This is a genomic window from Deltaproteobacteria bacterium RBG_16_64_85, assembly GCA_001798885.1.
Lineage (GTDB): Bacteria > Desulfobacterota > Deferrimicrobia > Deferrimicrobiales > Deferrimicrobiaceae > FEB-35.
On record MGQW01000046.1, the window covers coordinates 1 to 15,697 of the forward strand.

The following is a 15,697-nucleotide window of genomic DNA, read 5'->3' on the forward strand; positions in this document are numbered from 1 at the left end:
CTCTCGCGAACCCGCTTCCGCGTCATCTCCACCAGGCCCAGCTCCGAGATCTTGCAGATCGTCGTTTTGCTCCGGTCGGCGCGCAGCGTGTCGACCAGCGCCTGGTACACCTTCTCCCGGTTCTCCTCGCTCTTCATGTCGATGAAATCGATGGTGATGATCCCTCCGATGTTGCGCAGGCGGAGCTGGTAGACGATCTCCCTTACCGCCTCCAGGTTGATCTTGATCGTGGTCTCCTCGAGCGAGGTCCGGCCGACGTACTTCCCCGTGTTGACGTCGATCACGGTGAGGGCCTCGGTCTGCTCGATGACAATGTACCCGCCGCTTTTCAGCCAGACCTTCTTGTCCAGGGCGCGCGCCAGCTCGATCTCGATGCCGTGGTGCTCGAAGATCGGCTGCGGCCCGCCGAACAGCTCGATCCGTTCCTGGATGCGGGGGAAGAACTGGGCCGCGAACCCCCGGATCCGTGCGTGCTCCTCCTCGGAGTCGACTACGATGCGGTCCATGTCCGCGGAGAAGAGGTCCCGTACGGCGCGCAGCGAGAGCGACAACTCCCGGTGGACGAGGAACGGCGCGCTGGACGCCTCGCTCTTCTTCCGGATCGCCTCCCAGAGACAGACCAGGTAATCCATGTCCGCCTTGAGTTCCGCCTCCGACATCCCCTCGGCGGCCGTACGGACGATGGCCCCCATCCCCTCAGGCCGGATCTTCTCCACGAGCCGGCTCAAGCGTTCCCGCTCCTCCGCATCGTCGATCCTGCGGGAGATCCCGATGTGGGCGGACCAGGTGAGCAGGACGAGGTACCGTCCCGGCAGGGTGATGTGGCTGGTGATCCGCGCCCCCTTGGTGCCCAGCGGCTCCTTGGCCACCTGCACCAGGATGTGCTGCCCCTCGCGGATCAGCCCCTCGATCGGCGGGAGGAAGTGCTCCTGCGGGTACCGCGCCTCCCGGATGCCGATGTCCTCCGGGAGCACGGGCTCCTCGCTCCCGTCGGAGTCGAGCTCGAGCTGCGGGGTGACGAAGTCGCCGGCGAAGAGGAAGCCCGCCTTGTCCATCCCGATGTCCACGAAGGCGGCCTGCATTCCCGGAAGAACGCGGATGACCTTCCCCTTGTAGATGTTGCCGACGATGTTCTGGTCCCCCCGGCGCTCGATGAGGAGCTCCACGAGGATCCCCGATTCCAGCGTCGCCACGCGGGTCTCGTAGGGTGCGGAGTTGATGACGATGAGCTTGTTGGCCTTCTGCACGTTATCTCTTTCTGCGCGGAACGAGTTCCGCGGCGATTTTTTTCGGGAGGAACCGGTCCGGCGCCAACGTCACGCCCAGGAGCGCCGAAGCTGCGTCGAGCGGCCGGATGCCCCTCCCTGTCCCATGGATGATTGTAATGAAGAGCCCGTCGCCGTTCATCAGGAATTTGGACACCAGGGCCCTGAGGTCGATCGTAAGGCGCGTTTCCTCCCGCGAGACCGTCACCGGGAAGGACTCGGATGCGGCGAACTTTTCCCACGCCTCCACGGCCCGGCCGGAGGTCGCGTTCTCCGGGAATCCGGAAGGGTGGATGGGTTCGATCCGGTAGGTGCCATGGATGTCGAAGCCGGAGAGGCGGGGACCGCCGGGGGGCACAAGGCGCGCGGAGACGATGCCGATCCCCTCCGGGAGGACCGCGGGCAGTTTTTCCTCGAGCTCCGTTGCGATCACCGGCAGGGTGAATTCCACCTCCACGAACTCGGCGAGACTCTCGGTTCCCACGGGGAGCGCCGGCGAGAAGGAGAGACGGGGGGCAGGATGGAACCCCTGGCTGTAGGCGACGGGGAAGCCCGCCCGCCGCAGGACTCTGCCCCACAGGGACTGGATCTCCAGCCCGGAGAGAAACCTCGCCGGACCTTCCTTGGAGTACTGGATGCGGAGGAGATGTCGCCCTGCCTGGGCCGGCGCGCAGGCGACGGAAGCGGCCGGTTTTCCCGCGGCAGGCACCGCCTCCTCCGACGTCGTCATCGAGGAGTAGGTGACGTTGGAGAGCCCCTGCGGGCAGGCCCCGCACTCGGAGCACTCTCCCGAGCGGCAGTCGGGGGTCGCTTGACCGGAACGCGCTTTCTCGCGCTCGGAAAGAAGAAACTCCCGGTCCATCCCCGCGTCGACGAAATCCCAGGGGAGAGGCAGCGCGGGATTCCGCTCCGCTAGATACTCACGCAGGTCGATTCCCGCCTCCGCGAACGCCTGCCGCCATGCGTCCGGCCGGAACGCCTCGGTCCACGCGTCGAATCGCGCCCCTAACCGGTAGGCGCGAAGGAGGATACCGGAAAGCCTCCCGTCCCCCCGGGAAAACGCCCCCTCGAGCTCGGAAACCGCGGGCGAGTGGAATTTCACCTCGATATTCCGGTCCCGTGCGACTTCTGCGCGGACGATCGCCATCCGCTCCTCGATCTCCTCCTTTCCGATCTGGCGCTCCCACTGGAACGGCGTGTGCGGCTTGGGTACGAAGGCGGTCAGGCTCACCGTGACCGTGTTCCGCTTCCCGTGGCGGCGGGCGACGGAGGCCACCCGCTTCGCCATCTGCCCGATGGCGGCAACGTCCGCGGCCGTTTCCCCCGGCAGCCCCACCATGAAGTAGAGCTTGAGCGTCTGCCAGCCGTTGGCGAAGATCCACTCCGCGGAGCGCAGGAGTTCCTCGTCGCGGATGTCCTTGTTGATGGACTGCCGGAGCCGTTCCGTGCCCGCCTCCGGAGCCAGCGTGAAGCCGGTCTTGCGGACCCTTCGGATCTGCCGGACGGTGTTCTCGCGCAAGGCATCCAGTCGCAACGACGGCAGGGAGACGGAGATCCGCTGGGGCGAAAGCGTCTCCATCGCTTCGGTGATCAGCCGGTCGATGCAACCGTAGTCGGCGGCCGAAAGCGAAAGCAGTCCGACTTCGTCGTATCCCGTCCAGGGCGCCACTTCCTGCAAATAGCGCAAAAGGAGCAGGGGGTCGCGCTCCCGCACGGGCCGGTAGACGTAGCCCGCCTGGCAGAACCGGCATCCCCGCGTGCAGCCGCGGGAGATCTCGATGCTCAGGCGATCGTGGACGACGCGCATCGAAGGGAGGATCGGCGCGGGAAGCAGGGGAGAGCGGGCGAGATCCGGCAGGACGCGCCGGGAAACCCCGGCGGAGACGCCGGGGACGTACACCCCCTCGATCCGGGAGAGTCCTTCCAGGAGATCCCGCCGCGTCCCTTTCCGTTCCTTCCATTCTTCAACGCTCGAGAGGATTTCCAGCACCGCCTCTTCGCCGTCTCCCACCAGCAAGGCGTCGAAGAACGCCTCGACAGGCGCCGGATTGAGCGTGCACACACCTCCGCCCAGGACCAGCGGGTCGCCTTCGCCCCGCTCCCGGTTGCGCAGGGGGATGCCGGAAAGGTCGAGCATCGAAAGGACGTTGGAATAGGTCAGCTCGTAGCTTAAGGAGAACCCGATGAAATCGAATTCGCGCGCGGGTCGCCCCGATTCGAGGGAGCAAAGCGGCGCGCCGGTTGCCCGGAGGTGCTCCTCCATGTCGAGCCAGGGCGCGAAGACGCGTTCGCAGAGAGTTCCCGGCCGGGAGTTCAGGATCTCGTACAGAAGGAGGATTCCCAGGTGGGACATCCCGATCTCGTACACGTCGGGAAAGGCAAGCAGGACGCGGGTTTTCGCGGTCTCCCAGGAGAGGAGCGGACGCCGCACCTCGCTCCCGCTGTACCGGGACGGTTTCTGCACGGAAGGAGGAATCGTTCTCATGATGATTCTACATTCCCAACTAATTATTTAAAAATCAATGGTTTCAAGTTAAATTAACAGGATCACGAGCGAGACAGGAGCCGCACTGCAGTGCGATTGATCTGGAACCAGGGCGCCGGGTTCTCGTTCCGGGCGGAGGAGTTCTTCGGCCGCGACGATGAGCTGGCGGCCCTCCTGCGGGTGTGCCTCGAGGGGAAATCCGGCATCGGCGCGTCCGTGATGATCTACGGGCCACCCAACGTCGGAAAGACTTCCCTTCTCCTCAAGCTGAAATACGACCTCCAGACGCTCGCGGATGGGGCCGCCCCGCCGCGCCCCTTCCCGTTCTACTTCTCGTTCAGCAAGATCCTTTCCCATCCGTTGGCCCTCTCCCAGCATTTCCTCCAGGAATACCTCTGGCAGCTGCTGGTCTTTCTCGGGGATTCCCCCCCGGCGGCATTCGACATCGACGCGTTGAGTGATCGACTCGGGATCTACGGCCTCATCGACTGCCGCGAATTCATCCTCGCTCACCGGCGTTTCACGGATCGCGGCGACGGCCTCTCGGCGCTGGTGAACGCCTTTTCCTTCCCGTTCGTGCCGGGGGGAGAGATCTTCTATCCCGTCTTCCTCTTCGACGACTTCCAGTATACGTGCAAACTGCAGAACATTCCCGACGGCGCCGTCCTTTCGATCCTGCGCCCGTACATCAAGTCGGGACATTTCCCGATGATCCTCTCGGGCTCCTCCCCGGGACACGTGACTTCCTCCCTCAAGAGGGAAGGCCTGTTCGGGTCGTTCCAGCTGATGGAAGTTGGAGGGCTCTCCCCCGCGGCTTCGGAGAAGATGTGGACCTCCCTGTTCGAGCGGCGGAAGATCCAGATGCCCGGCCACATCCAGGCCCGAGCGGCCGCGCGGCTGGGGTACATTCCGGTCTACCAGCGGATGTTCGCCGAGGAGGTCTCCTTCCGCGACGCGCAGGTGACCGACGAGATCGGGTTCGAGAACCTGTTTGCCCTGTCGATTACCGAGGGGCAGCTCAACCGGTACTGGCGGGAATTCTTCGAGAGCGCATTCCCCGAACGGATGTTGCGCGCCCGTGCCATCAAATTCCTCAAGCGGGTCGTGTGCGATCAGTTTCCCCTCGACACCTTCGAGGGAGCGCTGTCCCTCCTGGGGACCTCCCCGGAAGAGGGCGGGGAGATCCTGTCGGCGCTGGAGTTCAAGGGGCTGCTCAAGTCCGACTTCGAGCAGCTGCGGTTCGTCGGCGATCCGGTGCTGGCCGACTTTCTTTACTGGGCGTTCGAGCGGGGTGTTTTGGGGAAGAGCAGCTCCCAGGTCGGCGCGGCCCTGGTGCAGGCCAAGCTGTCCCGCGCCACCGCGGAGTCCACGGAGGGGAGCCGGGAGAAGTGGGTCGGCGTGACCAAGGAGCTGATGCGGAGGTGGGACTGCCGCGAGGTGCCGATGCTCCTGTTCCGGTTCGGCAGTTTCCGGGAGCGGTTCGGAGGGAAGGGACTTCTGGAGGTGGTGATCGGGATGGAGAGGGAACCGCAGAAGATGCGGCTGCCCAAGATCAGCTCCGTCTCCACGGGATACCGAACCCGCCGCGGCGGACCGCGGTTCGATTTCGACCTCGTGGCCTACGGGTTCCTCGACGCCGAGTTTTCCGAGGAGAACCTGGTGATTTGGGCGGCGGATGTAATGACGGAGAAGGCCCTGACCGCCAACGCGGTGGAGCACTTCGAGAACCGGTGCCGGCTGCTGAGCCTGGAGAAGGGGCTGAAGCCCGAGCAGCTCCGGAAGTGGATCCTGTTCGATGGATCCGTCGACCCTGCCGCCCTCGAACGCGTGGCCCAGTACGATATCTTCCTGAGTCACCGCTCCCAGATGCGCCTCTTTTTAAACCTGTTCGGGGTGGAAGAGCTCGACCTTACACCGGAAGAGCACAAGGCTCCCGAATTCCCGCCGGGGGCGGAGCCACTGGAGTTCGAGCTGGTGCTCCCGATGAAGGCGGACACGGAGATCGTCGCCGCCCGCGTGGCGGAGGAGGTGGCAGCCTACGCCTCACTGGACAAGGACACCGTCGACCGGATCAAGATGGCGCTCATCGAGGCGTGCATCAATGCCTTCGAGCACAGCGGCGCGGAGTCGGGGAAGGTGAGGCTCCGGTACATCCTCTCTCCCGAGAAGATCGAGCTGTTCGTCCAGGACGAGGGGAAAGGGTTTCGCGGCGGACACGGGGGAGAGGAGTCGAAGCGCAATCGCGGGTGGGGCCTCAAGCTCATCCGCGAGCTGGTGGACGACGTGGAGATCGCGACAGGCGAGCGGGGAACCGTTGTGCGGATGGTAAAATACCTGGGTCACGAACCCGGAAAGGAAGGAGCGGGATCTCCGGGTCCCGAGTGAAGCCATCGTGAGTTATCTGAAGGTTCGGACGCGCCGGGCGGACGACGCCCTGGTGGTGTACATCGACGGATACCTGAACAGCCTCCTGGGTGAAGAGGTGGAGCGGGTGGTCCAGGAAGCCCTCGATGCGGGGAGCAAGAAGATCCTCCTGAATTTCGAGGGGACGCGCCTGATCAACAGCATCGGGATCTCGATCATCATCGACATCGTCGAAAAGATCATGGAGCGCAACGGGATGCTCGCGTTCTGTTCCTTAAGCCGCATCAACCGCGAGTTGTTCCAGATGACCGGCGTTGCCCGGTACGTTCGGGCATTCGACCTGGAAGAGGAAGCCCTTGGGTATTTCGCCCAGTCGGCCTGAACCCGGCTCCGTCGGCGGGGATCGCCTCCCCGCGGGGCGGCGGGAGGCGTTCAAGCTCAGGGCCCTGCGGGATTTCACGCTCTGCCTCGCGCGGGCACGCGAATTCGACGAATCCCTCCACCTCGCCCTCATGGTCCTCCTGGGGACCTACTCGATCGTGAAGGGGGTTCTGTTCCTCAAGGAGGACGGCGAGTTTCGGGTACGCGTTTCCCGCGGCCTCCCCCCGGGGATCCCGCCGATCGAAACGTCGAAGGAGCTTGTTTCGGCGCTTCGGCGCTCGAGCCAGCCGGTCTGGATGGGGCGGCGCGAGATCTCCGGCGCAATCCGGAAGGCTGCTGCGGACATCGAGCGGGCGGTACCGGTCTTTTCGGTGAATGTTCTCTGCCCCCTCGGAACCCGGAACGGCTCTCTCGGCCTCCTGGCACTCGGCCCCACGTTCACGGGAGAGCCGCTGACCCTGCGGCAGAGGGAAACCCTGAGCGTGATGACGTCTCTCCTGTCCACTCACATCTCCAACCACAGGGTGCTGTCCGACATCTTCCGCCTGAACGAGATCCTGCGGTTCCAGGTTCAGGAAAACGAGCGGTTGCTGGCGGGAATGCAGGAGATCTATCTCGATACCATCCGCGCTCTGGCGATGGCGATCGAGGCCAAAGACCCCTACACACGGGGGCATTCCGAGCGTGTGGCGAAGATCTCGGTGTCGATCGCGGTAGGGCTCAAGCTGCCGGAGAAGGAGGTGCAGGCGATCCACATCGCCTCCATCCTTCACGACATCGGGAAGATCGGGACGGCCCGCTCCATCCTGATGAAGCCGTCCTCCCTGACGGCCGAGGAAGTCGAGGAGATCCGGAGGCACCCGCAGACGAGCTTCGAGATCCTATCCGAGATCCGGTTCCCCTATCCGAACGTCGCCCAGCTGGCGAGAGACCATCACGAATGGCTGGACGGCACGGGCTATCCCGGCGGGAAGAGGGATCGCCAGATCCCGATGGGGGCGCGGATCATCGCGCTGGCCGACGCGTTTGACGCCATGGTCTCCGACCGTCCTTACCGGGACAGCCTTCCCCTGCTTGCGGCGCTGGGAGAGATCCGGTCCTGCCTCCGTCGCCATTACGATCCGAACGTCGCGCGGATGTTTTTCCGGTCCCTGCGCAGGGAACTCGCGGGGGACCCGCAGGAGACTCCCGTTTTCACGGGGCTGGGGAAACGTTTTTCCCGCATGGCCACGCTCGAATTCCTGGACCGGACGCTGAAGGACCTGCACTGATCCCTTATCGTTGAAGTTCCGCCAGGAGGGCACGGAGGGCGGAGAGTCCCCGGTGGAAATGCTCTATGCTGCGGGGTTCCAGCGTCAGGATGGGAGAAGAACCCCCGTCCAGCGCCGCGTGCAGGATTCCCCGGAAGTGGATCGCCCCTTCGCCCAGGGGAAGATGATCGTCCCGCTGGCCCCGGTTGTCGTGGAGGTGCAGCTCGCGCAGGTCCGGGCCGAACGCCTCCACCCACTCGTGGACGGGAAGGCCCGAGAAGAGGGTCGCGTGGCCGGCGTCGCAGCAGAATCCCAGGCGCTTCGAGCCGATTGCGCTCTTCAGGCGGAGCAGGTGCTCCGGGGCCTCGTCGAAGACGTTTTCCAGGAAGAGATCGACGCCCTCCTTCTCGGCGGTTTCCACCACTGCCTCGAAGGTCCGTCGGGCGGGCTCGAACCACCGGTCGGAATCGAAATCGTAGATCCAGCCGTAGTACCCGCCGTGGACCACGATCCCCCGGGGGCGGAAGAGGGGGGCGAGCGCGATCGCCTGACGCAGCCGGCGGACCGCAAGCCGGCGGGCCTCCTCGTCCCGGGCGCCGGGCCAGAGGTCTTCGAAGGGAGCGTGGAAGGTGGCGGTTCGGACCCCCCCCGCGCGCAGCGACTCGGCCACGGCGTAGGCATGCCCCGGCGTGATGGAGTCGAGCGTGTTTGCCGTAAAATAGATCTCGGGCCCAACGCCGTTCTCTGCGAGGAGACGGGTGGTTTCCGGGACCTCCAGCATCGGGTAAGGAACCGTGGTGTGGATCGTCCAGTCCATGGCTGGAAACGATATCCCATCCCCTCCGGCGGGGCAAGTTCGATCCCGAAAAATCCTTGACATACAGGTGTATACTGCATACATTATCCGGCAACCCGTAATATGGTCAGGAGTCCGATTGCTGCAAAAACTCAAAATCCAGATCGACAATCACTTGACGCTCCGGGAAAAGATCGTCGAAACGGTCCGCAATGCGATCGTCAACGGGCAGATAGCGGCCGGCGCACGGGTGGCGGAACCCGATCTGGCCGACCACTTCGGCATCAGCCGGACTCCGATCCGGGAGGCGTTCCGCCAGCTGGAGTCCGAAGGGTTCATCACGGTCATCCCCCGGAAGGGGGCCATCGTCGCCTCCCTTTCGGCCAAGGACATCTCCGACTTTTACGACCTGAAAATGGTGCTCGAAGGGTACGCCGCGCGATGCGCGACCAAGGTGCTCACGGAGAAGGAGATGGCCAAGATGGAGGCGGTGAACCGCCAGATGGAGGTCGCCGCCGCCAGGAAGGACCTTCGCAAGGTCCTCGTCCTTCACAACGAGTTTCACGACATCTTCCTCAAGGCATGCGGAAACGAGAAGCTCCACGCCATTGTCCAGAACATGGTGATGCAGTTCCAGCGGTTCCGGTTGATTCTCGCCATGCGCGGCAAGATCGAAGGGTCCATCCGCCAGCACTGGGAGATCATCGCTGCGTTCCGAAAGCGGAACGCCGACATGGCGGAGTCCCTCGTGATCAAGAACGCCCAATACGGAAAGAAGGTCCTTCTCCGGGAATTGGCGAAGGGGTGATCCGGGGGGACTTCGATGCCCGATCCGGACCGATTGCGTAATCTTCCATCCGTCGCCTCCCTGCTGGAAACCCCGGAAATCCGGCAGCTCCTGGCCCGGGTCCCGCGCACCGTCGTAGTGGAAGCCATCCGGAGAACGATCTCCGTCTTCCGCCGCGAGGCCTCCGGGATCGGGGGACCTTTCCGAAGCCGTGAGGAATGGACGGCCCTCCTGCTGTCCCGGCTTCCCACCGAGATCGCAACGGGGGAGGCGCCATCGCTTCGCCGGGTGATCAACGCGACCGGGGTCGTCATCCACACCAACCTCGGTCGGGCGCCGCTGCCGGAGGAGGGGATCCGCGCCATTTTGGAGGTGGCCCGCGGCTATTCCAATCTGGAGTTCGACCTCGCGTCGGGGAGCCGCTCCTCCCGCCTCGTCCACATCGAGGAACGGATCGTCGCGCTCACGGGCGCCGAGTCGGCGCACGTCGTCAACAACAATGCCGCGGCCGTTCTCCTTTGCCTGGCGGGGCTGGCCCGGGGGCGGGAGGTCCTGGTCAGCCGCGGTGAACTCGTGGAGATCGGCGGCTCTTTCCGGATCCCCGACATCATGGCCGAAAGCGGGGCGATCCTCGTCGAGGTGGGCACGACGAACCGGACGCGGCTCAAGGACTACGAAAAGGCCATCACCGGCCGCACGGCCCTGCTTCTGAAGGTCCACCGCTCCAACTTCAGCATCTCCGGTTTCACGGAGGAGGTTTCGGCGGCTACGCTTTCCGCCCTGGGCGAGCGGCGGGGGATCCCGGTGATGGAGGACCTCGGCTCCGGCGCCCTCTTCGATTTTTCCGGTGCCGGCATTCCGGGCACCCCGACCATGAGACAGGCGCTCCGGAAGGGCCCCGGCGTCTTGACCGTCAGCGGGGACAAGCTTCTCGGAGGACCGCAGGCGGGGATCATCGTGGGGCGCAAGGCCCTCGTCGATCCGTTGAAAAGGCACCCCCTCTCCCGGGCCCTGCGGATCGACAAGCTGTGCCTGGCCGCGCTGGCGGCCACGCTGAGCCTGTACGCCGACCCGCACCGGGCGCTTGCCCGCGTCCCCGTGCTGGCGATGATCACGGAGGGGGAACCCGCCGTGCGTGCGAGGGCGCGGAAGCTCGTCCGGCGGGTTCGGACGGGGAACGGCGGGGGGTTGCTCCTTTCCGTCGAACGCACGCATTCCTCCCCCGGCGGGGGAGCGATGCCCGAAGTCCAGATCCCCACGTCCTGCGTCGCCGTGTCCCATCCGGACGTGCGCGTTGAGGAATTGGAGGGGAGGCTCCGGCAGGGAAATCCCCCGGTCGTGGCGCGAATCGGGAAGGGGAAGCTGCTCCTCGACCTGCGGACCGTCCGTGACGACGAGCTTCCCTTCCTCGCGGCTGCGCTGCTGACTGCCGCGAAAAAGGATTGACCGGTGCCCGCCAAAGTTGTTGAACGCGTGTTCCCGCCAGTGTATAAAAGGACATGCTGAATTCCGGTGTGCTCGTCCTCAACCGGGCGTTTTTCCCTGTCCACGTCACGAATGTGCGCCGCGCATTCTGCCTTCTTTACTCCGGGCTTGCAAGGGCCATCAACTCCCAGTACGAAATGTTCGATTTCCAGTCGTGGAGCGAGCTGTCCATCCACACCCACGACGAGGCTGTGGGGCTTGTGGGGAGGATGATCCGGATCCCGAGGGTCGTCGTGCTGGTTGCCTATGACCGGGTCCCGAAGCGTACCGTGCGCTTCAGCCGGCACAACATCTTCGTCAGGGACCGGAACACCTGCCAATACTGCGGCAAGAGCCACCCCCGGAACGAGCTGAACCTGGACCACGTCGTCCCGAGGTCGCGGGGGGGGGACGCCACGTGGGAGAACATCGTCTGCAGCTGCCTCCCGTGCAACAAGCGGAAGGGCGGGATGCTGCCCGAGGAGGTCGGGATGCGCACGATCGTTCGCCCCGCGCGGCCCCGGTGGAAGCCGGAATACGCCTTCTCCCTTCGCGCCCCGATCCATCGGGAATGGCTGCCATTCCTGAACCTCGTCGACTTCACCTACTGGAACCTCGAACTCGAAAGGTGATTCGCTCGCGGAATACCGGAAGTCGGGGCTTCCTGGAATCCCTCCTGTTTATCGTCGGGCACCCCCTGTCCCATTCGTTGAGTCCCGCGATGCACAACGGCGTCATCGCCCGGCTCGGCCTTCCTTTGCGATATGTCGGCGTGGACCTGACGCCGGGGTTCCTCCGCGATTTTTTCCGGGTCGTCCGCGCCGGGAATTTCCTCGGGGGGAACGTGACGATCCCGTTCAAGGAAGAGGCTGCTGCCTTGGCCGACGAACGGTCGGAGGCGGTCGACGTCTGCGGCGCCGCGAACGTCGTCTGCGTGAGGCGGGGGCGGCTGTTCGCCGACAACACCGACGGGAGCGGCCTACTCGACGCGGTGCAAGGGGCGGGGTGGGGGAGACGCTTCCGGCGGGTGGTGATCCTGGGGGCGGGCGGCTCCGCCCGGGGGATCGCCTATGAGCTTTGCCGCTGCGGGGCGAAGGAGATGGCCGTCCTGAATCGCCACCCCTCGCGCGCGGCGGAGATCGTCCGCACCCTTTCTCCGCGGTTCCCGTCGGCGTCGATTTCCGCGGGAGAGCTGAAACCCTCCAGAATGATGGAGGAATTTCACGGGGCAGACCTGATCGTTCAGTGCACCTCCCTCGGCCTGTCCGGGGAGTGGAAAAATTTTCCCGAGGGGGGTATAGAGAAATCTTCCTGTTTTGCCGATATAGTCTACCGGAAAGGGGGAACCCCCCTTGTCCGCCGGTTGAGAAAGAGGGGGATCCCCGCCATCGACGGCCTGGGGATGCTGGCCCACCAGGCGGCAAGGAGTTTTTTCCTCTGGACGGGGAGAAAGGTTCCTGCGGAGACATTTCTATCGATGGCGGAAAAACAGTTGCAGTATGATGATTAATTTTATGATAAATATAGTGTAATTAATACTCTAATTGGTGACTATTCAATGTCCGTAATGGCAACCAAAATCGGGGAGATCCTGCTGAAGGGGAACATCATCACCCCCGAGCAGCTGCGGAACGCTCTCGATACCCAGAAGAAGACCAAGGAGCGGATCGGATCGGTCCTCGTCAAGTCCGGCTTCATCAAGGAGCCGGAACTGCTGGCTTTCCTGGGGCGCCAGTTCAACGTTCCCGTGGTCGACCTCTCCAAATACGAGATCAACGTCGAAGTCGTCCGCCTCCTGCCCGAGGAAATGGTCCAGAAGCACCTCGCGCTCCCGATCAACCGCGTCGGGGCGAAGCTGATCGTGGCCGTGGCCGATCCGTCGAACATGGCGATCATCGACGCCATCGGGTTCAAGACCGGTTACGCGGTGGAGCTGGTGCTGGCGTCCGAGAAGGACATCACCTCCGCGATCAACAAGTTCTTCGACCAGTCGATGGATTTCAAGGACATCATCTCCGAGCTGGACGAAGACCTGGAGATCGTGCGGGAGGAGGATCTCGAGGCCCTGGACCAGGAGAGGGGGGTCGACGACGCCCCGGTCGTCAAGCTCGCCAACTTCGTGCTCACCGAGGCGATCAAAAGGCGCGCATCGGACATCCACATCGAACCGTACGAGAAGGAATTCCGCGTCCGCTATCGCGTGGACGGCGTGCTCTACGAGGTGATGCGCCCCCCCGTGAAGCTGCGCAACGCCCTGTCCTCCCGCTTGAAAATCATGTCCAGCCTGGACATCGCCGAGCGAAGGCTCCCCCAGGACGGCAGGATCAAGCTCAAGGTCGGAAAGGGGAGGGAGATGGATTTCCGCGTTTCCGTCCTGCCGACCATCTACGGCGAGAAGATCGTCCTGCGCCTTCTGGACAAGGCGAGCCTCGAGCTCGACATGACCAAGCTCGGCTTCGAGATCGATGCGCTCAAAGACTTTCAGGAGGCCATCCACCGCCCCTATGGGATGATCCTGGTCACCGGTCCCACCGGCTCGGGGAAGACGACGACCCTCTACTCGGCCCTTGCCGACCTGAACAAGACCACCGACAATATCTCCACCGCGGAGGACCCGGTGGAATACAACTTCGCCGGGATCAACCAGGTGCAGGTCAAGGAGGAGATCGGGCTCACGTTCGCGGCGGCGCTGCGCTCCTTCCTCCGCCAGGACCCCGACATCATCATGGTGGGGGAGATCCGCGACTACGAAACCGCGGAAATCGGCGTGAAGGCGTCCCTGACGGGGCACCTCGTCCTTTCCACGCTCCACACGAACGACGCGCCGAGCACCGTCACGCGCCTGCTGAACATGGGGATCGAGCCTTTCCTGGTCTCCTCGTCGCTCAACCTGATCCTGGCGCAGCGGCTGGCCCGCAGGATCTGCGGAAACTGCAAGGAGGAAGTGAAAATCCTCCCGAAGGCGCTGCTGGACGCGGGGATGAAGCCTGAACGGCTGAAGCAGGCCCGGCCGTCCCGCGGGAGGGGGTGCGACGACTGCAACGGCACCGGGTTCCGGGGGCGCGTCGCCCTTTACGAGGTGATGCCGGTCAAGGAAGATCTCAAGGAACTCATCCTGCGGGGGGGATCGGCGATCGACGTCAAGCGGGAAGCCATCCGGCTCGGGATGAAGACGCTCCGGCAGTCGGGGCTTTCGAAGATCGAGGAGGGGGTCACCACGCTGGAGGAAGTGCTCCGGGTGACCGCTCCCGATTGAGCGGGGAAGACAAAAGGAGAAGATGCCGATGATTTCGGTACACGAGATGCTCAGCGTCATGTACGAGAAGGGAGCCTCCGACCTGCACCTCACGACGGGGATCGCCCCCACCATCCGGGTGGACGGGCGCCTGCTCCCGCTGCCGGCGGAGCCGCTGACCCCCCAGGACACGAAACGGCTCTGCTACAGCATCCTGACCGAGGCCCAGAAGCAGCGGTTCGAAGAGGAATGGGAGCTGGACCTCTCCTTCGGCGTGAAGGGCCTGAGCCGCTTCCGCGCCAACATCTACATGCAGCGGGGGGCCGTGGCGGGCGCGTTCCGGACGATCCCGTTCCGGGTCCGGACGTTCGACGATCTGGGCCTGCCGTCGGTGCTGAAGGATCTGTGCAAGAAGCCGAGGGGGCTCGTCCTGGTGACGGGGCCGACGGGCTCCGGGAAGTCGACGACCCTCGCCGCGATGATCGACAAGATCAACTCGGAGCGCCAGGAGCACATCATCACGATCGAGGATCCGATCGAATACCTGCACCCGCACAAGAAGTGCGTCATCAACCAGCGGGAGGTGAATGCGGACACCCAGGGCTTCAAGAAGGCCCTCAAGCACATCCTCCGGCAGGACCCGGACGTCGTGCTCATCGGCGAGATGAGGGACCTGGAGACGATCGAGGCGGCGCTGACGGTCGCCGAGACCGGCCACCTGGTGTTCGCCACGCTCCATACCAACTCGTGTGTTCAGACCATCAACCGCATCCTCGACGTCTTTCCCCCGTACCAGCAACCCCAGGTGAGGGCCCAGCTGTCGTTCGTCCTCGAGGGGGTCGTCTCCCAGATCCTCCTGCCCAAGGCATCCGGGTTCGGCAGGGTTCTCTGCCTGGAAGTGATGATCCCCAATCCGGCGATCCGGAACCTCATCCGGGAGGAGAAAGTCCACCAGATTTACTCCCAGATGCAGGTGGGACAGTCCAAGTTCGGAATGCAGACCATGAACCAGTCGCTGCTCGCTGCGTACCTGCGCCGGGAAATCACGCTGGATGACGCCGTCGGAAGGAGCTCCGATCCCGAGGAGTTCCGGACCCTGCTCTCGGCGGCGCACAACGCCCCGCAGGCCGCCGCGAAAAGAACCTAGCGGGCAAGCGCGGAGGAACCGATGCCGAAATACGTCTGGGAAGGCAAGACCAGGGCCGGCGGAAATCTTTCCGGGGAGCTCGAAGCGCCCAACGAAGCGTTCGTCCTCGCGCAACTGCGCAGGCAGCAGATCGTCCCCGTCAAGGTCAAGCCCAAGGCCAAGGATCTGGGGTTCAAGCTCCCGGGATTCAGGGCGAAAGTCAGCCAGAAGGAGCTGGCGATCTTTACGCGCCAGTTCGCCACGATGATCGACGCGGGGCTTCCCCTCGTGCAGTGCCTGGACATCCTCGGGATGCAGCAGGAGAACCAGGCGTTCAAATCGGTCATCCTGAAGGTGAAGGAGGACGTGGAGAGCGGCTCCACCTTCGCCGACGCCCTGACGAAGCACCCGAAGGTCTTCGACGAGCTGTTCGTCAACCTTGTGGCGGCCGGAGAGGTCGGCGGCATCCTCGACACGATCCTGGCCCGCCTTGCCGCGCACATCGAAAAGGCGATGAAGCTCGCCAAGAAGATCAAGGGGGCGA

12 protein-coding genes and 1 pseudogene are annotated in these 15,697 nt (G+C 64.3%); 10 read left to right on the forward strand and 3 right to left on the reverse strand.

Annotation, left to right across the window (positions count from 1 at the left end):
* Both A2Z13_10490 and A2Z13_10495 read right to left on the reverse strand, forming a co-directional pair.
* On the reverse strand, positions 1–1,247 hold a 1,247-nt coding region (locus A2Z13_10490), incomplete at its 3' end, for a ribonuclease G (protein ID OGP78861.1).
* A gap of 1 nt (position 1,248) precedes the next feature.
* Positions 1,249–3,750: a hypothetical protein gene (locus tag A2Z13_10495; protein OGP78862.1), complete on the reverse strand. Its 2,502-nt coding sequence runs from the start codon at positions 3,748–3,750 to the stop codon at positions 1,249–1,251.
* A 1,983-nt stretch (positions 3,751–5,733) separates the two neighbouring features.
* Here A2Z13_10495 and A2Z13_10500 point away from each other — a divergent pair.
* The 3 genes from A2Z13_10500 to A2Z13_10510 are packed head-to-tail and all read left to right on the forward strand — an operon-like array spanning position 5,734 to position 7,766.
* Complete coding sequence (locus A2Z13_10500; protein OGP78871.1) at positions 5,734–6,135, forward strand: hypothetical protein; 402 nt, start codon at positions 5,734–5,736, stop codon at positions 6,133–6,135.
* 7 nt (positions 6,136–6,142) lie between these two features.
* The gene (locus tag A2Z13_10505; protein ID OGP78863.1) at positions 6,143–6,496 is read left to right on the forward strand and encodes a hypothetical protein; all 354 of its coding nucleotides are present in this window, start codon (positions 6,143–6,145) and stop codon (positions 6,494–6,496) included.
* Positions 6,471–7,766, forward strand: a complete 1,296-nt coding sequence (locus A2Z13_10510; protein OGP78864.1) for a hypothetical protein — start codon at positions 6,471–6,473, stop codon at positions 7,764–7,766. Before A2Z13_10505 ends, A2Z13_10510 begins: the two co-directional genes overlap by 26 nt.
* Positions 7,767–7,770: 4 nt before the next feature.
* Here A2Z13_10510 and A2Z13_10515 read toward each other — a convergent pair whose 3' ends face one another.
* A complete protein-coding gene (locus tag A2Z13_10515; GenBank protein OGP78865.1) occupies positions 7,771–8,562 on the reverse strand; it encodes a hypothetical protein in 792 nt (263 codons plus the stop codon).
* 121 nt (positions 8,563–8,683) lie between these two features.
* Between A2Z13_10515 and A2Z13_10520 the strand changes: the two genes are divergently transcribed.
* The 7 genes and pseudogenes from A2Z13_10520 (at position 8,684) to A2Z13_10550 (ending at position 15,697) form a co-directional block, all read left to right on the forward strand.
* A complete protein-coding gene (locus A2Z13_10520) occupies positions 8,684–9,349 on the forward strand; it encodes a GntR family transcriptional regulator (protein OGP78872.1) in 666 nt (221 codons plus the stop codon).
* 15 nt (positions 9,350–9,364) lie between these two features.
* Positions 9,365–10,774 carry an L-seryl-tRNA(Sec) selenium transferase gene (locus A2Z13_10525; protein OGP78866.1) on the forward strand — a complete coding sequence of 470 codons (1,410 nt, stop codon included), beginning with the start codon at positions 9,365–9,367 and terminating at the stop codon, positions 10,772–10,774.
* A gap of 53 nt (positions 10,775–10,827) precedes the next feature.
* Positions 10,828–11,424 carry an HNH endonuclease gene (locus A2Z13_10530; protein OGP78867.1) on the forward strand — a complete coding sequence of 199 codons (597 nt, stop codon included), beginning with the start codon at positions 10,828–10,830 and terminating at the stop codon, positions 11,422–11,424.
* Complete coding sequence (locus tag A2Z13_10535) at positions 11,421–12,302, forward strand: shikimate dehydrogenase (protein OGP78868.1); 882 nt, start codon at positions 11,421–11,423, stop codon at positions 12,300–12,302. Before A2Z13_10530 ends, A2Z13_10535 begins: the two co-directional genes overlap by 4 nt.
* A gap of 57 nt (positions 12,303–12,359) precedes the next feature.
* Entirely contained in the window at positions 12,360–14,048 is a 1,689-nt protein-coding gene (locus tag A2Z13_10540; protein OGP78869.1) for a type IV-A pilus assembly ATPase PilB, read from the forward strand.
* 28 nt (positions 14,049–14,076) lie between these two features.
* A complete protein-coding gene (locus tag A2Z13_10545) occupies positions 14,077–15,174 on the forward strand; it encodes a type IV pili twitching motility protein PilT (protein OGP78870.1) in 1,098 nt (365 codons plus the stop codon).
* Positions 15,175–15,195: 21 nt separating this feature from the next.
* A pseudogene (locus tag A2Z13_10550) lies at positions 15,196–15,697 on the forward strand (pilus assembly protein PilC).